The 20,887-nt window shown below is 62.9% G+C and carries 20 protein-coding genes and 1 tRNA gene; 16 read left to right on the top strand and 5 right to left on the bottom strand.

Features of this window, described 5'->3' with window-relative positions:
• Positions 1–64 precede the first annotated feature (64 nt).
• A complete protein-coding gene (locus FJ867_RS05555; protein WP_140496311.1) occupies positions 65–889 on the bottom strand; it encodes a MurR/RpiR family transcriptional regulator in 825 nt (274 codons plus the stop codon).
• 143 nt (positions 890–1,032) lie between these two features.
• On the opposite strand from FJ867_RS05555, the gene FJ867_RS05550 reads away from it, so the two are divergent.
• The 14 genes from FJ867_RS05550 (at position 1,033) to FJ867_RS05485 (ending at position 16,172) form a co-directional block, all read left to right on the top strand.
• Positions 1,033–1,851 carry an N-formylglutamate amidohydrolase gene (locus tag FJ867_RS05550; protein WP_140816740.1) on the top strand — a complete coding sequence of 273 codons (819 nt, stop codon included), beginning with the start codon at positions 1,033–1,035 and terminating at the stop codon, positions 1,849–1,851.
• 19 nt (positions 1,852–1,870) lie between these two features.
• Complete coding sequence (locus tag FJ867_RS05545) at positions 1,871–3,427, top strand: amino acid permease (protein ID WP_140496309.1); 1,557 nt, start codon at positions 1,871–1,873, stop codon at positions 3,425–3,427.
• A 99-nt stretch (positions 3,428–3,526) separates the two neighbouring features.
• Entirely contained in the window at positions 3,527–4,897 is a 1,371-nt protein-coding gene (locus FJ867_RS05540; protein WP_140816738.1) for a glutamine synthetase family protein, read from the top strand.
• A 61-nt stretch (positions 4,898–4,958) separates the two neighbouring features.
• The gene (locus tag FJ867_RS05535) at positions 4,959–5,411 is read left to right on the top strand and encodes a hypothetical protein (RefSeq protein WP_140816736.1); all 453 of its coding nucleotides are present in this window, start codon (positions 4,959–4,961) and stop codon (positions 5,409–5,411) included.
• Between the two features lie 8 nt (positions 5,412–5,419).
• Complete coding sequence (locus FJ867_RS05530; protein WP_224646438.1) at positions 5,420–5,824, top strand: type II toxin-antitoxin system VapC family toxin; 405 nt, start codon at positions 5,420–5,422, stop codon at positions 5,822–5,824.
• Positions 5,825–5,854: 30 nt separating this feature from the next.
• Positions 5,855–7,240 (top strand): aldehyde dehydrogenase family protein, encoded by a 1,386-nt coding sequence (locus tag FJ867_RS05525; RefSeq protein WP_140816734.1) that lies wholly within the window; start codon positions 5,855–5,857, stop codon positions 7,238–7,240.
• Between the two features lie 17 nt (positions 7,241–7,257).
• Positions 7,258–8,430 carry an iron-containing alcohol dehydrogenase gene (locus FJ867_RS05520; protein WP_140496304.1) on the top strand — a complete coding sequence of 391 codons (1,173 nt, stop codon included), beginning with the start codon at positions 7,258–7,260 and terminating at the stop codon, positions 8,428–8,430.
• 240 nt (positions 8,431–8,670) lie between these two features.
• Complete coding sequence (locus FJ867_RS05515; protein ID WP_140556535.1) at positions 8,671–9,777, top strand: ABC transporter substrate-binding protein; 1,107 nt, start codon at positions 8,671–8,673, stop codon at positions 9,775–9,777.
• Positions 9,778–9,840: 63 nt separating this feature from the next.
• Positions 9,841–10,755, top strand: coding sequence for an ABC transporter permease subunit (locus tag FJ867_RS05510; protein ID WP_140513697.1), 915 nt, complete (start codon positions 9,841–9,843; stop codon positions 10,753–10,755).
• Positions 10,752–11,543, top strand: coding sequence for an ABC transporter permease (locus FJ867_RS05505; protein WP_140513696.1), 792 nt, complete (start codon positions 10,752–10,754; stop codon positions 11,541–11,543). Before FJ867_RS05510 ends, FJ867_RS05505 begins: the two co-directional genes overlap by 4 nt.
• 16 nt (positions 11,544–11,559) lie before the next feature.
• Positions 11,560–12,624 (top strand): ABC transporter ATP-binding protein, encoded by a 1,065-nt coding sequence (locus FJ867_RS05500; protein WP_140496300.1) that lies wholly within the window; start codon positions 11,560–11,562, stop codon positions 12,622–12,624.
• A gap of 128 nt (positions 12,625–12,752) precedes the next feature.
• Positions 12,753–14,303 carry a sodium:proton antiporter gene (locus FJ867_RS05495; protein ID WP_140632472.1) on the top strand — a complete coding sequence of 517 codons (1,551 nt, stop codon included), beginning with the start codon at positions 12,753–12,755 and terminating at the stop codon, positions 14,301–14,303.
• 107 nt (positions 14,304–14,410) lie between these two features.
• A complete protein-coding gene (locus tag FJ867_RS05490; protein ID WP_140761372.1) occupies positions 14,411–15,319 on the top strand; it encodes an endonuclease/exonuclease/phosphatase family protein in 909 nt (302 codons plus the stop codon).
• Positions 15,320–15,326: 7 nt separating this feature from the next.
• Positions 15,327–16,172: an EamA family transporter gene (locus FJ867_RS05485; protein ID WP_140496297.1), complete on the top strand. Its 846-nt coding sequence runs from the start codon at positions 15,327–15,329 to the stop codon at positions 16,170–16,172.
• On the opposite strand, the gene FJ867_RS05480 is transcribed toward FJ867_RS05485, so the two are convergent.
• Both FJ867_RS05480 and FJ867_RS05475 read right to left on the bottom strand, forming a co-directional pair.
• Positions 16,159–17,394 (bottom strand): MFS transporter, encoded by a 1,236-nt coding sequence (locus FJ867_RS05480; RefSeq protein ID WP_140513694.1) that lies wholly within the window; start codon positions 17,392–17,394, stop codon positions 16,159–16,161. The two genes, FJ867_RS05485 and FJ867_RS05480, sit on opposite strands and share 14 nt — an antisense overlap.
• Before the next feature lie 148 nt (positions 17,395–17,542).
• Positions 17,543–17,902, bottom strand: a complete 360-nt coding sequence (locus tag FJ867_RS05475) for a hypothetical protein (protein ID WP_140657337.1) — start codon at positions 17,900–17,902, stop codon at positions 17,543–17,545.
• A gap of 193 nt (positions 17,903–18,095) precedes the next feature.
• Here FJ867_RS05475 and FJ867_RS05470 point away from each other — a divergent pair, with 193 nt between their 5' ends.
• Positions 18,096–18,428, top strand: a complete 333-nt coding sequence (locus tag FJ867_RS05470; protein ID WP_140496294.1) for a hypothetical protein — start codon at positions 18,096–18,098, stop codon at positions 18,426–18,428.
• A gap of 689 nt (positions 18,429–19,117) precedes the next feature.
• On the opposite strand, the gene FJ867_RS05460 is transcribed toward FJ867_RS05470, so the two are convergent.
• Both FJ867_RS05460 and FJ867_RS05455 read right to left on the bottom strand, forming a co-directional pair.
• Positions 19,118–19,192, bottom strand: a tRNA-Val gene (locus FJ867_RS05460).
• 116 nt (positions 19,193–19,308) lie between these two features.
• Entirely contained in the window at positions 19,309–19,671 is a 363-nt protein-coding gene (locus tag FJ867_RS05455; RefSeq protein ID WP_006199474.1) for a response regulator, read from the bottom strand.
• 164 nt (positions 19,672–19,835) lie between these two features.
• On the opposite strand from FJ867_RS05455, the gene FJ867_RS05450 reads away from it, so the two are divergent.
• A complete protein-coding gene (locus FJ867_RS05450; RefSeq protein WP_140556542.1) occupies positions 19,836–20,777 on the top strand; it encodes an N-formylglutamate amidohydrolase in 942 nt (313 codons plus the stop codon).
• The last annotated feature ends 110 nt before the right edge of the window (positions 20,778–20,887 follow it).

Here is a 20,887-nt window from a genome sequence, read left to right as displayed (position 1 = left end):
GGTGGCTATGCCGCCCCGACGCCAGTTTCGGACCGAAATCGTTCCAGACTTATCCCGGGCTGCATCAACGCAGGCCTTCCATCTCGCGGATGCGCCGGGCGCCGTCGGCCTCGAGTTGCCTTGTGACGGCGCCGATCAGCGTTTCGGCGACGACGAAGAGCGCCGCCGAGGAGTCCCACGCCGAAGGCACGGCGGTTCGCCCGGCGATGACGTGACGGGCGAAGCGGGCGATCGGCGACAGCCACTGGTCGGTGAACAACACGATCTGCACGCCACGCTGATGCGCCTTCTCGGCGAAGCGGATGAGGCTGTCCTGGTAGCGCCTGATGTCGAAAATGACCAGCACGTCGCGCTTGCCCATGTCGATCAGCCTGTCGCGCCACATGCTTTCCTGACCGGCGAGGTGAATGACGTCAGGCTGGATGATGGCAAGGTGGGCGGCCATGTAGCGCGCCAGCGGATCGGTGAAGCGGCCGCCGATCAGGAATGTCTTGCCGCGACGCTCTGCGAGGCGGGACGCGATGTCGGCAAGCTGCTTGTCGGACAGGTGCCGGAACGTCTCGCGCATATTGTCGAGCGTTGCCTCCAGCATCGGCGACGCCGTGCCGCCGGGCAAGGGCGGATTGAGCGTGCGGGTCGCGGGGGACTGCAATTGCGCCGCCAGTTCGTCCTGCAGGCTCGACTGGAACTCCGGATAGTTCTGGAAGCCGAGCCTGGCGACGAAACGCAGGATCGTCGGCGAGGACACGCCGGCCGCGGACGAGAATTCGGCGACAGTCTTCAGACCGATCATCGGATAGCTCGCTATCAGCGTCTGGGCCGCGCGCCGCTCGCCGGCCGGCATTGTGCCGATGCGGTCGGCGATCAATTCGGCAATACTGGAAATCATCTTTCCCATCCATGGCCCGGCCGACGGTGTTTTCCCCAAATCGCATTTGACAAAGCCGGGCAAACTGTATGAAATCATCCATAGGGACGCAATGAGGCAAAATACGTAACATACGATACAGCGCTCCCCGGGGACCGCAGACTATGGAGAAAGCACGGCCCGCCAGCCTTGCATCGCCTGATGCCGTAAGGGTGACCAACCCGGGCGGATCGAGTCCCTTCGTGCTCACCTGCGACCACGCCTCCAATTTCCTGCCCGCCGAATTCGGCACGCTCGGCCTCACCGCCGAGGACCTGTCGCGTCACATCGCCTGGGACCCGGGCGCGCTGCCGGTTGCGCTGCGCATGGCGCAGGCGCTCGATGCGACGCTGGTCGAAACCTGCATTTCGCGTCTCGTCATCGACTGCAACCGGCCGCTTGACGCGACGGACCTGGTGCCGCCGGTCAGCGAAACCACAGCCATACCGGGCAACACCGGCCTGTCGGAAAAGCAGCGCGCGGCGCGGGTCGCCCTGTCCTGGCAGCCGTTCCATAGCGCCATCGAGCATATTGTCGAAGACAGGCTGGCGCGCGGCCAGGAGACGCGGCTGGTATCGGTGCATTCCTTCACGCCGGTCTACAAAGGCCGAGACCGGCCCTGGCATATCGGCATCATCCACGATGACGACCGCCGGCTGGCGGCGCCGCTGATATCGGCGCTGCGGCACCTTGCCGGCATTACCGTCGGCGTCAACGAACCCTATTCGCCGGCCGACCGCGTCTATTTCACGCTGGAACGCCATGCGCGCCCGCGCGGGCTGCCCTGCGCGATGATCGAAATCCGCAACGATGAAATCTCCGGCGAGACCGGGCAGCGGAAATGGGCGGATTTGCTCACAGGCATCTTTTCGGATCTAGAGCCCGAGGAGACCAGGGGCGCCAGGGAACACGCAACGGGAAAGTCAGTTCAATCGGCTAGCTGAGAACGCAAGGGGACTAAAAATGGCAGCACCTGGATATACCGAAGTTGACAAGGCGGAGGACGTCAAGGTCCTCCACAGCATGGGCTACGCCCAGGAACTGGAGCGGCGCCTCAGCCGCTTTTCGAATTTCGCCGTTTCCTTCTCCATCATCTGCATCCTGTCGGGCGGCATCAATTCGCTGGCGCAGGCAACGTCGGGCGCCGGCGGCATCGGCATCGGCATCGGCTGGCTGGTCGGCTGCTTCGTCTCGTTGACGTTCGCCGTCGCCATGTCGCAGATCAGCTCGGCCTATCCGACGGCCGGCGGGCTCTATCATTGGGGCTCGATCCTGGGCAACCGCGGCACCGGCTGGGTCACGGCCTGGCTCAACCTGCTCGGCCTGATCACCGTGCTCGGCGCCATCAATGTCGGCACCTGGACGTTCTTCATCGGCGCCTTCGGACCGGCGCTCGGCATCGAAGGCACGCTGACCAACCAGATGATCTTTCTGGTCATCATCACCGGCGCCCAGGCGCTGATCAACCATCTCGGCATCAAGCTGACGGCCAAGCTCACCGACTTCTCGGGCTACCTCATCTTCTTCGGCTCGATCCTGATCGCGGTGGTCTGCCTGCTCTCCGCCGAAACCTGGGATTTCAGCCGGCTGTTCACCTTCCATAACTACTCCGGCGATGCCGGAGGCGGCGTCTGGCCGTCGGTTTCGAATGCCTGGGTGTTCGCGCTCGGCCTCCTGCTGCCGATCTATACCATCACCGGTTACGACGCCTCGGCGCATACGTCCGAGGAGACCATCAAGGCGGCCAGCTCGGTGCCGCGCGCCATGGTCATGTCGGTGATCTGGTCGGCGGTCTTCGGCTATCTGTTCCTGGCCGCCTTCGTGCTGATGATCCCGAACATGGACGATGCCGCCAAGCAAGGCTGGAACGTGTTCTTCTGGGCCTTCGACCAGCGCGTCAGCCCTGGCCTCAAGGAGTTCGTCTACCTCGTCGTGTTCATCGCTCAGCTGCTGTGCGGCCTCGCCACCGTCACCTCAGCCTCGCGCATGATCTTCGCCTTCTCGCGTGACGGCGGCCTGCCGGGTTCGTCGGCACTGGCCAAGGTCAGCCCGACCTACCGCACGCCGGTGGCCGCGATCTGGACGGCATCGATCCTGTCGGTGCTGTTCGTCTGGGGTTCGACGCTGGTTTCGGTCGCCGGCACCTCGGCCTACACCATCGTGGTGTCCTGCACCGTCATCTTCCTGTTCCTGTCCTTCACCGTGCCGATCGTGCTCGGCATGCTGGCCTGGGGCACGCCCAAATGGGACAAGATGGGACCGTGGAACATGGGGCGCGGCGTGTTCATGCTGTTTGCGGTCCTGTCGATCGTGTCGATGATCCTGATCTTCGTCATTGGCATCCAGCCGCCGAACGACTGGGCGCTCTACATCACCGTCGGCTTCTTCATCCTGACCGCGATCGTCTGGTTTGCCTTCGAGCGCAACCGCTTCCAGGGTCCGCCGCTCGGCGACATCATCGCGGCGCGCCAAGCGGCGATCAAGGCGGCTGAGCAGGCCGTCGGCGAAACCGGCCACTGAGGCCAGCATCTCACAGCCATGGCCCGCGCATCGCCGGCCATGGCTTCGACCCTTCGAAATCGACAAGCCCAAAATGACAAGCACTGGAGCGCCAAAGGAATGGCCGGAAATTTCTCGTTCGATCAGTTGAAGAAAGCGGTTTCCGGCGGGGAGATCGACACGGTGCTGGCCTGCATCGTCGATATGCAGGGACGGCTGGCGGGAAAACGGTTCCTGGCCCAGTACTTCGTCGATTCCGCGCATGACGAGACGCATGGCTGCAACTATCTCCTGGCCGCCGACATCGATATGGAGCCGGTGCCCGGCTATAAGGCGGCAAGCTGGTCGAAGGGCTATGGCGATTTCGTCATGAAGCCCGACCTCGCGACGCTGCGGCGCATTCCGTGGCTGGAAAAGACAGCGCTCGTGATCTGCGACGTGCTCGATCACCACACCCATGACGACCTGCCGCATTCCCCGCGCGCCATCCTGAAGAAGCAGGTCAAGCGGCTGACGGAGCGCGGTTATATCGGCTATTTCGCCTCCGAGCTCGAATTCTACCTCTTCAGCGAGACCTACGATTCCGCCCGCAAGAAGCACTGGCAGGGCCTCGACACCGCCTCGCCCTATATCGGCGACTATCAGATCGGCATCACCACCAAGGAAGAAGGCGTCATGCGACGGCTTCGCAACGAGATGGAAGCGGCAGGCATCCCGATCGAGAACTCGAAGGGCGAGTGGGGGCCGGGTCAGGAAGAGATCAATGTGCGCTATGCCGAGGCCCTCGACATGGCCGATCGCCACGTCATCCTGAAGAACGGCGCCAAGGAGATCGCCGAATCCGAAGGCAAGGCGATTTCCTTCATGGCCAAGTACAATTACGGGCTCGCCGGCAATTCCAGCCACATCCACAATTCGCTCTGGAGCGCCGACGGCAAGACGCCGCTTTTCTTCGACAGACAAGCCGACTGGACGCTGTCGAGCCTCGGCCAGCAATGGGCGGCGGGCCAACTTAAATACGCCAAGGAGTTCACCTGGTTCCTGGCGCCCTACATCAATTCCTATAAGCGCTTCCAGGCCGGAACGTTCGCGCCGACCAAGATCATGTGGAGCGAAGACAATCGCACCGCCGGCTTCCGCCTGTGCGGCGAAGGCACCAAGGGCATCCGGATGGAATGCCGCATCGGCGGCGCCGACTTGAACCCCTATCTCGCCTTCGCGGCGTTGATCGCCGCCGGCCTTGCCGGCATCGACGAGAAGCTGGAGCTGCAAAAGCCCTTCGTCGGCGACGCCTATCAGGCCTCGCGCCTGCCGGAGATCCCGAAGACGCTGCGCGACGCCACCGACACGCTGGCCAAGTCGAAGATGCTGAAACAGGCGCTCGGCGAGGACGTGCTCGAACACTACGTCCACACCGCCAAATGGGAGCAGTTCGAATACGACCGCCGCATTACGGATTGGGAACTGCACAGGGGGTTCGAGCGACACTAGAAAGATAGTAAGTTACTACCCTTACCTTGATCGGAAACGCGGATTGAACTAGATTTATGCGATGACCGAAGGAACCAAATACCATCCGCTTTTCGAGCATCTTCTGTTCTCGGGCCAAGGCCATATGTCCATGAGCTTCGCGGAGATTGAGCAAATAATAGGCGGCCGCTTGCCGCCGTCGGCGCGACAGCGGGAGGAATGGTGGGCGAACAGCCCGAACGGGCACAGCCAGGCACGCGCCTGGTTGCGCGCAAACTATCGGGCGTCCCATGTCGACCTTGCGAACGAACGCGTGGATTTTAAACTGGAGGGATGGCCCGAGGGCTATCGAAAGCCGAACATGGCTACCATGGACAAGACTCCTCCGGGAATGGCGGAGCCAGCGCAGGCTAGCTACGAACGTCCACGGGAAAATATCGACCATCCGCTTTTCGGCATATGGACAGGCAAGGTTACGCTTTGCCCAGGGCATGATTACACTAGGCCGGCTTTTGAGCCTGATGTGCAGCCGTGACGCATAGGTTGCTGCTCGACACGTGTGCGATCATATGGATAGCGCTGAACGAGCCGATCAGGCCGGAAGCCAAGATTGCGATCAATACCGCCGCGGCTGTTGACGAGAAGATCCGGGTTTCCCCCATTTCGGCCTGGGAATTGGGCCTGCTGAGTGCCAAGGGCCGATTGGCGGCAGCAAAGTCGCCAACAAGCATTTTTGGGGAAGTGATCGCCACGCCAGGCATCAAGGTGGAGGCTCTTTCGCCGGGCTTGTTGATTGAATCGTCCTTCTTGCCCGGATCGCTTCACGGCGATCCGGCAGATAGAATATTGATCGCGACGGCACGGGCGTTCGATCTGACGCTCGTGACGCGCGATCAGTCGATACTGGATTATGCGAGAGCGGGGCATGTTCGCGCCCTTGCCTGCTGACGCTTTGCCTTTCGATATGGAGACATCTTCTTGGAAATCGTGAAACTCAAATCCCCTATCGATGGTTCGGTCTATGCCGAGCGTCCGATCGCCACTGACCAGGCGGTCAATGCCGCTGTCGAGCGCGCCAAAGCGGCGCAGGAGAAGTGGGCCGGGACGCCGATCGTCGAGCGCGGCAAGTACATGCTGGCGATGCTCGAAACGCTGGTCGCCATGACCGACGAAATCGTGCCGGAGATTGCCTGGCAGATGGGGCGTCCGGTGCGCTATGGCGGCGAGTTCGGCGGCGTCAAGGAACGCACCAGCTATATGGTCGAGATCGCCGAGGCGGCGCTGAAATCGGTCCCGGCTTCCAATCCGAAGGACGGGTTCCGCCGCTATGTGAAGAAGGATCCGCTCGGCGTGGTCATGGTGATCGCGCCGTGGAACTATCCTTACCTCACCGCGGTCAACACGATCGTGCCGGCGCTGATGGCCGGCAACACCGTCATCCTCAAACACGCCGCGCAGACGCTGCTTGTCGGCGAGCGTTTCCAACAGGCTTTCGACAAAGCCGGCCTGCCCAAGGGCGTGTTCCAGAACATCGTGCTGAACCATGCCCAGACAGAAAGATTGCTCGGCTCGGGCAAGATCGACCACGTCAATTTCACCGGCTCGGTCGCCGGCGGCCGCGCCATCGAAAAGGCGGCGGCGGGCACCTTCATGACGCTCGGATTGGAGCTTGGCGGCAAGGATCCTGCCTATGTCTTGCCCGACGCCAAGATGGACCATGCGGTCGCCAATCTGGTCGATGGCGCCTTCTACAATTCCGGCCAGTGCTGCTGCGGCATCGAACGCGTCTATGTGCATGAAAGGGTCTATGACGAGTTCGTCGAAGCCTTCATCGCCGAGACGAAGAACTATGTCGTCGGCAACCCGCTCGAACAGGCGACGACGATGGGGCCGATGGCGCAGGCCCGTTTCGCCGACTTGATCCGCGAGCAGAAGGCCGAGGCGCTGCGCAAGGGCGCCAAGGCGCATATCAACATGAAGGTGGCTCAAGACAAGGCCGGCTCGCCCTATCTGGCGCCGGAAGTACTGACCGACGTCGACCACCAGATGAGCGTCATGCGCGAGGAAAGTTTTGGCCCGATCGTCGGCATCATGAAGGTGCGCAACGACGAGGAGGCGATCGCGCTGATGAACGACAGCCCCTACGGCCTGACCGCCTCGATCTGGACGCGCGACACCGAGCATGCGGTGGCGATCGGCGACCGCGTCGAGACCGGCACGGTGTTCATGAACCGCTGCGACTACCTCGACCCGGCGCTGGTCTGGACCGGCGTCAAGGACACCGGCAAGGGGGCCGGCTTGTCCGCCATCGGCTACGACAACCTGACCCGGCCGAAATCCTTCCACCTGCGCGAAGCCATCTGATTTTTTGAAAGACAAACATGTCCAAGCTGATCTCCAAATGGAACTACCCCACCACCGTTCGCTTCGGCGCCGGGCGCATCAAGGAATTGCCCGAGGTGCTCGCCGCCACCGGCATCAAGCGGCCGCTCTTCGTCACCGATCCGGGGCTGGCGAAACTGCCGGTCGTCGCTTCGACGCTGAAAATCCTCGATGACGCAAAAGTGCCCTACGGCGTTTTCTCCGAAGTGAAGCCGAATCCGGTCGATTCCAATCTCACCGCCGGCATCGCGGTGTTCAAGAAGGGCAAGCATGACGGCGTCATCGCCTTTGGCGGCGGCTCGGCGCTCGACCTCGGCAAGCTGATCGCCTTCCAGGCGGGACAGACGCGGCCGGTCTGGGATTTCGAGGACATCGGCGACTGGTGGACGCGCGCCAACTCGGATGCGATCGCGCCGATCATAGCGGTGCCGACCACGGCCGGCACCGGCTCCGAAGTCGGCCGCGCCGGCGTCATCACCAACGAGGCGACCCACACCAAGAAGGTCATCTTCCATCCGAAGCTGCTGCCGGCGATCGTCATTGCCGATCCGGAGCTGTCGGTCGGCATGCCGGGCTTCATCACCGCCGGCACCGGCATGGACGCGCTGGCCCATTGCCTCGAGGCTTATTGCGCGCCGGGCTATCATCCGATGGCCGACGGCATCGCCGTGGAAGGCATCAGGCTTGTCTTCGAGAACCTGCCAAAGGCCTATGCCAACGGCAGGGATCTGGTCGCCCGCGCCAACATGATGAGCGCCGCGGCGATGGGCGCGGCAGCCTTCCAGAAGGGGCTGGGGGCGATCCATTCGCTGTCGCATCCCATCGGGGCGCTCTACGACACCCATCACGGCATGACCAATGCGGTTTTCATGCCCTATGTGCTCGCCTTCAATCGCGAGGCGATCGAGGACCGCATCGCGCGGCTCGCCGCCTATTGCGGCATAAGAGGCGGCTTCGACGGCTTCGCCAAGGCTGTCATCAAGCTTCGCAAGGAATTGAAGGTGCCGCATGCGCTGCCAGGCCTGATCAAGGGGCTCGACATGGACAAGAAGCGCAAGGCCTTGATCGCCGATATGGCGGTGGTCGATCCGACAGCCGGCGGCAACCCGGTCAAGCTGACCAAGAAAGCAGCGCTGACGCTGCTCGAAAATGCAATCGCCGGGACGGTGTGATACCGCTTTAAGGGTACAATTGATCTGGAAAATCAGGGGCAACCAAGGGGAAAGGGTGAAGTGCAAAGCAAAAAGTAATTAGCCGGAAAATTAAGTGATGGCTAATTGCTACAGTCGATTAAAAGGAGTTAACTTTCGTGCTGCCAGCGGTGGGGTTTCATAAAGCTTTCATCTGGCTGTCACACGAAAACGATACCGCATCGCAGGCGTCCAACGGCGTCAGTTCAACGGAGAGAACACATGTTCAAATTCACGGGGAAAGTGCTTTCCCTTTCGGCCGCGGCGCTGTTTGCGTCGACGGTGATTTCGTCCGCGGCTCCGCTGGACGATCTCGTCAAGGCCGCGAAGACGGAAGGCCAGCTCACCACCATCGCTTTGCCGCATGACTGGTGCGGTTACGGCGACGTTATCGCGGGGTTCAAGGCGAAATATCCGGAAATCACCATCAACGAGCTCAACCCCGACGCCGGCTCGGGCGACGAGGTCGAGGCGATCAAGGCCAACAAGGACAATAAGGGTCCGCAGGCGCCCGACGTCATCGACGTCGGCCTGTCCTTCGGCCCGACCGCCAAGGCCGACGGCCTGCTGATGCCCTACAAGGTGTCGACCTGGGACTCGATCCCCGACAGCGCCAAGGATGCCGACGGCGCCTGGTACGGTGATTACTACGGCGTTCTGGCGATGATGGTGAACAAGGATCTGGTCAAGGAATCGCCGAAGGACTGGGCCGATCTGCTGAAGCCGGAATTCGCCAATTCGGTGGCTCTCGCCGGTGATCCGCGCGCTTCGAACCAGGCCATCCAGGCGGTCTATGCCGCTGGCCTTTCGAGTGGAGCCGCGGCTGGCGAAGCCGCGGGCACCGCCGGCCTCGACTTCTTCAAGAAGCTCAATGCCGCCGGCAACTTCGTACCGGTCATCGGCAAGCCGGCGACACTCGCCCAGGGTCAGACCCCGATTCTGATCAACTGGGACTACAACGCGCTCGCCGGCCGTGACACGCTGAAGGGCAACCCGCCGGTCGACGTCGTCGTGCCGAAGACCGGCGTCGTCGCCGGCGTCTACGTGCAGGCGATCAGCGCCTATGCGCCGCATCCGAACGCAGCCAAGCTCTGGATGGAATACCTCTATTCAGACGAAGGCCAGATCGGCTGGCTCAAGGGCTATTGCCACCCGATCCGCTTCAACGATCTCGCCAAGAACGGCAAGATCCCGGCGGACGTCCTGGCCAAGCTGCCGCCGGCGGAAGCCTATGCTTCGGCGGTGTTCCCGACGCTGGACGAGCAGGGCAAGGCCAAGGAAGCCGTCACCAAGAACTGGGACTCCGTTGTCGGTGCCAACGTCAAGTAACAGTTGAATCCACCGGGCGGCTTCGCGGCCGCCCGGTTCCCCCTCGAAGACGGTAGCCGGCGCATGACCGATCTCTCGCTTTCCAGTCACGATACCGCAGGCAAGACCGCGCCGCCCGCGGAGGCACGCGCGTTGCGATTGCCGACGCAATGGCTAGGCGTCGCTCCGTTCTTCATCTTCGCCATCATGTTCCTGATTTTGCCCACGCTTTATCTGATGCTGGGCGCATTCCAGAATGATGCCGGCGAGTTCACGCTCGAGAACATTGTCGCTCTGGCGCAGCCGTCGATCGTTGCCGCTTACTGGATATCGATCAAGGTAAGCCTGGCCTCGGCGCTGATCGGCGCTTTCGCGGGCCTGGCCATCGCCATCGCCATCGTGCGCGGCGGGCTGCCGGACTGGATACGCTCGGCCACCCTGACTTTTTCCGGCGTCGCCTCCAATTTCGCCGGCGTGCCGCTGGCCTTCGCCTTCCTCGCCACGCTCGGCCGGCTCGGTCTTGCCACGGTGATCCTGAACACCGTGTTCGGCCTCAACATCTATGCCCACGGCTTCAACATCCTGTCCTTCTGGGGCCTGACGCTGACCTATGTCTATTTCCAGATACCGCTGATGGTGGTCATCATCACGCCGGCAATCGATGGCTTGAAGAAGGAATGGGGTGAAGCTGCCGCCACGCTTGGCGCGACCACCGCGCAATATTGGCGCATCGTGGTCATCCCTGTGATCTGGCCGAGTTTTCTCGGCACCGTGATCCTGCTTTTCGCCAACGCCTTCGGGGCGATCGCCACCGCCTATGCGCTGACCGGCTCGTCGCTCAACATCGTGCCGATCCTGCTCTACGCGCAAATCCGCGGCGACGTGCTGCACAATGCCCATCTCGGCTACGCGATCGCCTTCGGCATGATCGTCATCACCGGCCTGGCCAATGTCTTCTACATCTGGTTCCGGACCCGTTCCGAGAGGTGGCTGAAATGAAGTCGGGCAGATTCTGGGCCTGGGTGGTCTTCATCCTCGGCGCGGCCTATTTCTTCATCCCGTTGATCGCGACGGTGGAATTTTCCATGCGCATGCGGCGCGGCGCCTATTCCTTCGACGCCTACCGGATCGTGCTCGGCGACGCGCGTTTCCAGGCGACCTTCCTGTATTCGGTGGTCGCCGCCATCTTCACCATCATTCTGGGTGTGCTGATCGTGGTGCCGGCAGCCTACTGGATCCGATTGCGGCTGCCGCAGCTCAGGCCGATCGTCGAGTTCATCACGCTTTTGCCGTTGGTCATTCCGGCCATCGTCATCGTCTTCGGCTATATCAGGATGTACGGCTCGAATTCACCCTTGCCGTTCCTCGGGTCCGATATGGGAACCAATGCCTTGCTGGTCATCGGCTATGCGACCTTGGCGCTGCCCTATATGTATCGTGCCGTCGATACGGGGCTCCGAACCATCGACGTGCGGACGTTGACGGAAGCGGCCCAGATCCTCGGAGCCGGCTGGGGCACGATCATCACCCGCGTCATCCTTCCCAATGTGCTGATTGCGGTGTTGTCCGGCGCCTTCCTGACATTCGCCATCGTCATCGGCGAGTTTACGATGGCGAGCTTGCTGAACCGGCCGGCTTTCGGCCCGTATCTGCAGAATGTCGGGGCCAACCGCGCCTATGAGCCGGCGGCCCTTGCCATCATCGCCTTCGTCATCACCTGGGGCTGCATGTCGCTGATCCAGATCCTGTCGCGCTTCGCGCCGAAATCGGCTAATCGTCCGAACTGACCCGAAAGAAAAAGCCATGGCCGAGCCATTCCTCTCCATCCAGCATGTGCGAAAATCCTTCGGCGCCACCACCGTTGTCGAGGATTTCAATCTCGACGTCGAACCGGGCGAGTTCGTCTCATTCCTCGGCCCGTCAGGCTGCGGCAAGACGACGGTGCTGCGCATGGTCGCCGGCTTCGAGGAGCCGTCGGCCGGCAAGATCGTCGTCGGCAGCAAGGACATCACCAGGTTGAAGCCGAACCAGCGCAATGTCGGCATGGTGTTCCAGGCCTATGCGCTGTTCCCGAACCTGACCGTGGCGCAGAACATCGGCTTCGGACTGAAAGTCGCCGGCATGTCCAGGGCGGATATCGATGCCCGTGTCGCCGAAATGCTCGGCATCATCAAGCTGCCGCAGATGGCCGACCGCTATCCTTATCAGCTCTCGGGCGGCCAGCAGCAGCGTATCGCGCTGGCCCGCGCCATCGCACCGAAGCCGAAGCTCTTGCTGCTCGACGAGCCGCTGTCGGCGCTTGATGCCAAGGTGCGCGTCTCGCTGCGCGAGGAAATCCGCTCGATCCAGAAGAAGCTCGGCATCACCACCATCTTCGTCACCCATGACCAGGAAGAGGCGCTGTCGATCTCCGACCGCATCGCGGTGATGTATGGCGGCAAGGCCGAGCAGGTCGGCACGCCGTTCGAGATCTACAACCGGCCGGCAACCAAGTTCGTCGCCAATTTCGTCGGCACGCTGAACGTGCTGGAAGGCACCGTCACCGACGCGGCGTCGGGCAAGGTTCGTGTCAACACCGAGGAAGTCTCGCTCAAGGGCAGGCTCAACGGCTCGAAGTCCGGCGATACGCTGTCATTGGCGTTGCGGCCGGAAGCCATTTCGCTCGGCCGCCAGCCCGGCCGCGATTCAAGCCTGTCCGGCGAGATCTCCGAAGTGCACTTTCTCGGCTCGGTGATCCGGGTCCGGGTCGGCATCGGCGGCAACACCGTTTCGCTCGACACGTTCAACAGTTCGACGACGCCACCGCCGGCCGTTGGCGAGAAGGCGGAGATTTCCTTCTCGTCGGGCGACCTGCTGGTGCTGCACTGACGCGGCCGAAGCGCCCTGTCGATCCGGTCACCGGTCCAGTTGCCGGACGATGCACTCCTCTTGGACAATCAACAGCATCCTGCGGCTTTGCCACTGCCAAGAGCTCCGCTTCGCCGCTACGATGAGCCATGGCGCTATTTGAGCTCACCCTTGTCCTCCTGCTGATCGCCGTTGCGCTGACGGCGCTGTCGCGGCGCCTGCAGGTTCCTTACCCCGCCTTGCTGGCGCTGGCGGGCGCCGGCCTTGGCTTCCTGCCCGGCGCGCCGACGATCGAGATCGATCCGGAACTGGCGCTTGCGCTGTTCATTGCGCCGGTGCTGCTCGACGCGGCCTACGACACATCGCTGCGCGATCTTAACCGCTACAGGCTGCCGCTTGTGCTGCTGGCGCTTGGCGCGGTCGTTTTCACGACCGCCGTCGTGGGACTGGTCGGCTGGAAAATGGCCGGCCTGCCGATCGCCGCCGCCATAGCCCTTGGCGCCATCGTGGCGCCGCCGGACGCGGTTGCCGCGAGCGCCGTGCTCGGGCAGTTCAAGGTGCCGCACCGCATCACGGCCATCCTTCAGGGCGAAAGCCTGCTCAATGACGCCACCGCGCTTTTGATCTATCGCATCGCGATCACCGCCGCCGCCGGTCCCGTTCTTTTGGGCAGTGCCGTTCCGATGGTCCTGCTGTCGACCATCGGCAGCCTGGCCGCGGGCTATCTGCTCGGCCGCCTGTCCCAGGCGATGCTTGGACGTATCGAAGATGCGGCGAGCGGCACCGTCGTGCAGTTCGCCGGGACGTTCGGCGTCTGGATCCTGGCTGACAGGCTGGGGCTCTCGGCCATCATCACCATCGTCGTCTATGCCATGACCATCGCGCGCACCGCACCGCGGCGCATGTCGGCCAGAAAGCGCGTCAGCTCCTATTCCGTCTGGGAGACGGCGGTGTTCGTGCTTAACGTGCTGGCTTTCGTGCTGATGGGCCTGCAGGCGCGGCTGATCGTCGGTCGCCTGGCCGAGCAGGGACAGTCCGAGGCGTTCCTGTTTGCAGGGACGATCCTGGCGGTCGTCATCGTTTCCCGCCTTGCCTGGGTGCTGGGCTGCGGCGCCGTGATCCGATGGCTTGCCCGCTTCGGCAATGCGGAGCAGCGGCAAGAGGTGCCGTCGTTTCGCGGCGGGGTGCTGATCGGCTGGTGCGGCATGCGCGGCCTGGTGACGCTGGCGGCTGCCTTCGCATTGCCGGCGGACTTCCCCGGCCGCGATCCGATCGTGCTCACCGCCTTTTGCGTGGTGCTGGGCACGCTTGTCCTGCAAGGCATGAGCCTGAAGCCGTTGCTGCGCCTGCTTCGTCTCGAACCGGACGAGACCATAGACCGCGAGGTCGCGCAGGCCCGTGTCGCCATCATGCAAGCGGCCCTCGACATATTGAGCGGCAAGACCTCGACCGCGGCGGCGGCGGTGCGCGAGCAGTATGCCGCACAGCGCAAGGTCGCCAAGAACCCCGACGACGCCCAGGCAGCAACCGAGTACGACCGGCTGCGGCTCTATGCCATCAAGCGCCAGCGCGACGCGCTGGAAGAACTTCGCCGCAACGGGACGATCGGTGACGAGGCCTATCACCGGCTGGAGGAAGAAATCGACTGGTCGGAGCTGGCGGCTTCCCCGGCGGGACGGTTCCAGCCGCTGACGACCTAGGCGAGGCGAGGGGCTTTTACGTCGTGGCCCAGCCGGGCCGCCGCGGCGGTCCATTGCAAGGTCGCCGTCGAAACGGTACTGCCGTCACCAAACTGAGCCGGACAAGAATGAAGCTGGTCAGCTACAATATCCAATACGGGTTCGGCAGCGACGGCCTCTACGATCCGGCGCGCGCCGCGCGCATTGTTGCCGGCGCCGATATCATCGCCTTGCAGGAGGTCGAGCGGCACTGGCAGCGCAGCAATTTCGACGACCAGCCGGAGCTGCTTTCGTGCCTGCTGCCGGACTATCACTGGGTCTACGGCCCGGCCTTCGACATGGACGCCAGCGAACAGCGCGACGGCCGCATCGTCAGCCGGCGCCGGCAGTTCGGCACCATGGTGCTGTCGAAGCTGCCGATCGTCTGGTCGCGGCTGCATGCGCTGCCGATGCGCCGCACACTGCGGCCGCTCAACACCCGCAACGCGGCGCTCGAATGCATGATCCGCACGCCGGCGGGTCCGGTGCGGGTGCTTTCATTGCATCTCGCCCATGTCGCGGTTGAAGAACGGCTGGAGCAGATCGATTATCTGCTCGCCGAGCATCGCCGGGCGCCCTCCGATGGCGGGCCGTGGAGCGGCGCCGACGATGAGCCGGCGCGCAACTGGAGCAATGGCGAGCCAGAGCCGGAGAACCCGCTGGCGGCGATCTGGATGGGCGATTTCAACATGGAGCCGGGCAGCGCCGAATACCGCCGCATCGTCGGCGGCACGCCCTATCATCGCGGTGCCGCCTATCTGGATGGGTTCGTCGATGCCGCTGCCGTGGCGATTGAACCGGCGGATGACTTCCACACGCACGAGAAGATCATCGACGGCAGGCTGGCAAAGCGCCGGCTCGATCATTGCTTCGTCGGGGGCCTGTTTGCCGGGCGGGTGCGCTCGGTCAGCTCGGACATTGGCGAAGTGGCTTCCGATCATTTTCCGGTCAGGATCGACATCGATCTCGAAACGCCCGCCGGCCCCGGAGGCGGATGAGCCCCAAATGACGCTTTTCGTCTTCTTCGCGGTGCTTGCCGCAGCCGCCATGCACGCGATCTGGAATGCGCTGGTCAAGGTCCATCTCGACCGCTTCCTGTCGATCACCCTGATGACGCTTGGCATGGGATTTGCCGCGCTTTTCGCACTTCCCTTCGTCGAGGTGCCGAGGGCGGAGGTCTGGCTCTATATCATTGCCTCCGTCGTCTTCCACATGGGCTACCGGACCTTCCTGATCGGCGCTTACCAGGCCGGCGACTTCGCCCAGACCTATCCTCTGGCGCGCGGCACCGCGCCCTTGCTGGCGGCGCTTGGCGGTATGTTCGTGGTCGCCGAAGTGCCGGCGCCGCTCGCGATTCTGGGTATTCTTTTGCTGTCGGCCGGCACGCTGGTGATGTCGTTTCGCGGCGGCGCGCATCTGGAACGATTGAACCTGCGCGCGGTGGGCTTTGCGCTGGGGACCTCGATCTTCATCGCCAGCTACACACTGTCCGACGGCAGCGGGGCGCGGCTGGCGGCCACGGCGCAGAGCTATGCCGCCTGGCTGTTCGTGTGCGATGCGCTTGGAGCGCTGGTGCTGTGCCTGATCTTCCGTGGACCGCGGGCCTTGCCGGTGCTGGCGCGGGACTGGAAAGCGGGGCTGTTCACCGGCGTGCTCAGCGGCGCTGCCTACTGGATCGTCATGTGGGCTATGACCAAGGCGCCGATCGCCTCGGTGGCATCGCTGCGCGAGACCTCCATCCTGTTCGCCATGGTGATCTCGGTGTTCGCGCTCGGCGAGAAGATGACAGGCTGGCGCGGCGCCGCCGCGCTCAGCATCGTCGCCGGCGTCGTGGCGCTCAGACTCGGCTGACGTCGTGGTCCAGCACGGTCATCACCTGGCCGCGCCGTTCCGGACTGAAGCGGATGACGATGATGATGCAGACGGCGACCACGCCGGCGAACAGCGCCAACGCGTAGCCATAGCTGCCTCCGGGAGCCTCGGCTATGCCCGCCTGATAGGGACCGCCATAGGAGGCCGCGAGATTGCCGGCCTGGTAGATGAAGCCGGGCAGGGTCGCGCGCACCGCGCCGGGCGAGAGCTCGTTGAGGTGCACCGGAATGACGCCCCAGGCGCCCTGGACCGCGACCTGCATGACGAAGGCGCCGATGGCCAGCATGAAGGGCGTCGAGCTGTAGGCCCATAGCGGGATGGACGGCAAGGCAATCAGGCAGGCGAGCGTGATCGCATTGACGCGGCCGATCTTCTCGGACAGCGCCCCGAACGCCAGACCGCCGACGATGGCGCCGATGTTGGCGACGATGGTGATCCAGCTCACCGTGTGCGGGTCGAAACCATGCTGCTTCTTCAGGAATGTCGGGTAGAGATCCTGCGTGCCGTGGCTGAAGAAGTTGAAGAACATCATCAGCACGACCGCATAGAGGGCGACGCCCCAGTGCTTTTGCAGTGTCTCCAGCATGCCGGGCCTCGCGGTCTTCCGCGCCTCGACGAAGGCCGGCGATTCCGGAACATGCGAGCGGATGAAAAGGACGATCAGGGCCGGGATGAAACTGAGCAGGAACATGGCGCGCCAGCCGATCGTGTAGCCGCCGATCGTCTGGTGATAGAGCAGGCCATAGACGACCGCCGCCAGGAGGTAGCCGGCCGGATAGCCGCATTGCAGGATGCCCGAGACCATGCCGCGGGCGCTGGGCGGGATGGATTCCATGGCAAGCGAGGAGCCAAGTCCCCATTCGCCGCCCATGGCGATGCCGAACAGTGCGCGCAGCGCCAGGAATATGCCGAGATTGGGCGAGAAGGCGGCCAAAGCGCCGATCACGGAATAACTGACGATGTTGAGCATCAGGATGGGCTTGCGCCCGAATTTGTCTGCCAACGTGCCGAAGAAGAACGCGCCAATGAAGCGCGTCGCAAGGGTCAGGAAAAGCGCCTTTGACACCGCCGGGACGTCGGTCTGGAATTCAGACGCAATGTCGGTGAGCAGGAATGTCAGAAGGAAGAAATCGAAAGCGTCGAGCGTCCAGCCCAGGAATGAGGCAAGGACGGTTTTCTTCTGCTGCGAATTGAGCTTCAAGGCGTTCCTCCTGATGTCGAGGAACGTTATCGCGTCGAGGCGGACAATCGTCAGTCACTTTTCAGAGAACTTGGTCACGTTTGCGTAGGGGGGCACCGAGTCCACAGCCGCATTCATTGGACACCCGCCGGCCGAAGCCGACGGGCTATCAGCCCAGCAGGTGGTTCCAACTGACGCGAGGCACCTGGAGGCCAAGGTTGCGAGTCGAGACATCAGTGGCAATGCGGTCAGCAACCTTCCGTCGTCGTTTCCATCTGGCCAGGGCCGCGGACTTGGCGCTGGTATCCTGCTGACCGGGAGCTGACTCCTTGGCGCTGCCTGTCTGTTGGCCCGGTGCGCAATCCTTAGCGGAGTTGGTCGACTTGGTCGTGGTCGAGTCCGTGTTCTGATCCGTCGGCATCGTTGTCGTCGTGGAGGAGGAGCCGCTCGACGTCGTATTGGTCGATTGCGCCAGGGCAAGGCCGCCGGAAAGAATCATTACGGCGGAAGCGAGAAGAAGTCGTTTCATCATTCACTCCTGGTGAGTATCCCTTCGGCCGCATAACAAGGGAGTCGGCGAACGCTTCCGTGGAGTATCTGGCGCCGTCGCCGTGGCATCAGCGTGCCGGTTGTGGTGCGTCGATGACGACATACGGCCCGGCCCGGAACAAAGAAAAGCGCCGTTAGTTTCACCCGCAGGGCACTCAAACAGAAGGACGAGCATGATGAAAATGGCTTTGGTAATCGCGCTTGCGGTGTCGTTTTCTGCGGGCTCTGCAATCGCGGCATGTCCGGACAAGTCGGCTGCCAACACGGGCGCCGACACCCAACAGACTGCCGGTATTTCGAAAGATGGTACCCACGCGCCCTTGGAAACTCCGAAGGCCAAGGATAGTGCCGGCAAACCGGCCGCCAAGGATGGCAGCACAATGCCGTTGGCGGGGGCGGAAGGCGGCGGTGACAAGAATCTCGCAACATCGCAGCAGGATATCGAGGCGCAGCAGCATGGCGGCAAGACCGCGGCGGCAAAGGCCGACGACAGCTGCAATGACTGACGACGGAACAGGGCCGGAGCGGTTGTTGGCTCCGGCCTTTTCATCAAGTCTACAGAAGAGCCGGCCGGACGGAGCCAGCGGGGCCTCGACGGACCGCGAGTGTTTGCCTTCGGCAGGTAGAGCTATGCCTTGGACGAGGCGGCCTCAGAGTTCCGCGTCGTTCGATGGCCGAAGGGGAAGAGGGAGCCAAACGAAGAGCACTCCTCCGCGGCCAGGGCTATGATCATTTCATCGATTCTCTCAACCGTTTCTCTGCTCACGTGATCATCGCCATGAAGGCACTGACGCGCGCGCTTCAGGTGTCGTCGTGCGGCCTCGAAATCGCTGCCCATCCGTTCCTCCCGCTTAGAGAGACTCCAGATTTGAACAGTTCACTCCTTTAAGAAAGTCACCCGAAAGAGCGATTCGGTCGGCAATTGGAGGTAGATGCCCAAAACGCAGAAACCCCGCCCCGCGAGCGCAAACGGGGCTATTGAGCCGACGGAGGGCGGAGGGAAGCGTGCCGGCTAACTTCTCACGGCGCTGGTTGTTCCGTTCGGCTTTTTTCTTGACCCCGCCATATCGGGCGTAACACACAAGCTGTCACGGATCGGCCGCATCGGAATACTCAAGGGCACCATTCAGGAGCTCAGTGGGCGTTTTGTGCCGTTCTGTGCCAATCGGCACAAGAGACTAAGTCTTTGAAAGGATGGTGGGCGTGACAGGGATTGAACCTGTGACCCCTGCAATGTCAATGCAGTGCTCTCCCGCTGAGCTACACGCCCATCCGAAGCCGCGCATACACCATTTTTGATCCGGCGCGTCAATAGCAGGAAAGGGGAAAGAAGGCTCCGTTTTGCCGCACCGGCCGATAGTCGCCGATGCCTTGGGCAAAAACGGCTCAGGCCGCCTGCAGCATCTTCTCGACCTCGTTGACGAGGTCGCGCAGATGGAACGGCTTCGACAGCACCTTGGCGTCTTTCGGCGCCTTGGAATCCGGGTTCAGCGCAACGGCGGCGAAACCGGTGATGAACATGACCTTGAGGTCGGGATCGATCTCGGTGGCGCGGCGGGCCAGCTCGATGCCGTCCATCTCCGGCATGACGATATCGGTCAAAAGCAGCGAGAACGGTTCCTCGCGCAGCCGCTCATAGGCACTGGCGCCGTTGTCGAAGTCGCTGACCTGGTAACCGGCGCGCTCCAGCGCCTTGACGAGGAAGCGACGCATATCGTCGTCGTCTTCCGCCAGAAGAATGCGTGCCATGATATCCCGTCCGAATCACCCGCCCGAACTCTGCCGAAAAGCAGGGCCGTTAACCATCCTGTATATGAGGAGGCGAGGGTAAACATCAAGTGAACGAGGCGCAGCATAATCCGCATTCGGAAAGGCGGTGCCGGCGCTGAAATGCTGGACATGCGGCCCTCAAGGTGGCACTTTCATCCTATGATGCATTGGTGTTTTCGGGTTCGTTCAAATTGAAGACGGCAGCCGAGGATTTTTCGGTCGTTCCCCCCTTCGAAATCCGGTCGGGCGCCGAGCAGCGCGTCCCCTTCCTCTTCAACTCACCCCACAGCGGGCGACATTATCCGGAGCGCTTCCTCGCCATGGCGAGGCTGGACCGCAACGCCATTCGCCGGTCCGAGGACTGCTATGTCGACGAGCTGTTCGGCGGCGCGGTGGCGCTTGGCGCGCCGATGCTCGCGGCAAATTTCCCGCGTGCCTATCTCGACGTCAACCGCGAGCCGTGGGAACTCGATCCGCGCATGTTCGCCGAGCCGGTGCCGTCCTTCTGCAACATCCGTTCCGCGCGCGTGGCCGGCGGGCTCGGCACCGTTCCGAAGCTGGTCGGTGAAGGCCTCGACATCTACTCCGGCCGCCTTCCGCTGGCCGAAGCGGTCGCCCGCATCGAGGCGGTCTACAAACCCTATCATGAGACGCTGAAACGGCTGTTGACGCGAACCCACGCGCGTTTCGGCTTTGCCGTGCTGATCGACTGTCACTCGATGCCGGCGAGCATCCGCGTCGGCGACAACGGCCTGCGGCCCGATTTCATCATCGGTGACCGCTTCGGCATCTCGGCCACCGCGGCATTGACCGAGACCGCAATCGGCCTGCTCAACGCCATGGGCTATACCGTCGCCCACAACAAGCCCTATGCCGGCGGCTTCATCACCGAACACTACGGTCGCCCGGCGCGCCATCTCCATGCGCTGCAGATCGAGGTCAATCGCGGGCTCTATATGAATGAGCGGACATTCGAGAAAGCGGCGGGCTTCGATGCGCTGGCCGACGACCTGGCGCGATTTTCGGCCGACCTGATGGCCATGCCCGACCACCATTTCATGGATCTGCCGCTGGCCGCGGAGTGAACAGAGCCCGGTTTCATTGATGGCGCCATCCACAACCGCCGCATAGTTCTGGGCGACATGGATCGGGATTGGCGGGGATTGGAACTGGCGGCGAAAAAAAGACCGCATCG

Source organism: Mesorhizobium sp. B2-5-3, assembly GCF_006441005.1.
GTDB lineage: Bacteria > Pseudomonadota > Alphaproteobacteria > Rhizobiales > Rhizobiaceae > Mesorhizobium.
The sequence above is the reverse complement of the archived record's forward strand: the minus strand, read 5'-3'. Positions and strand labels throughout refer to the sequence as shown.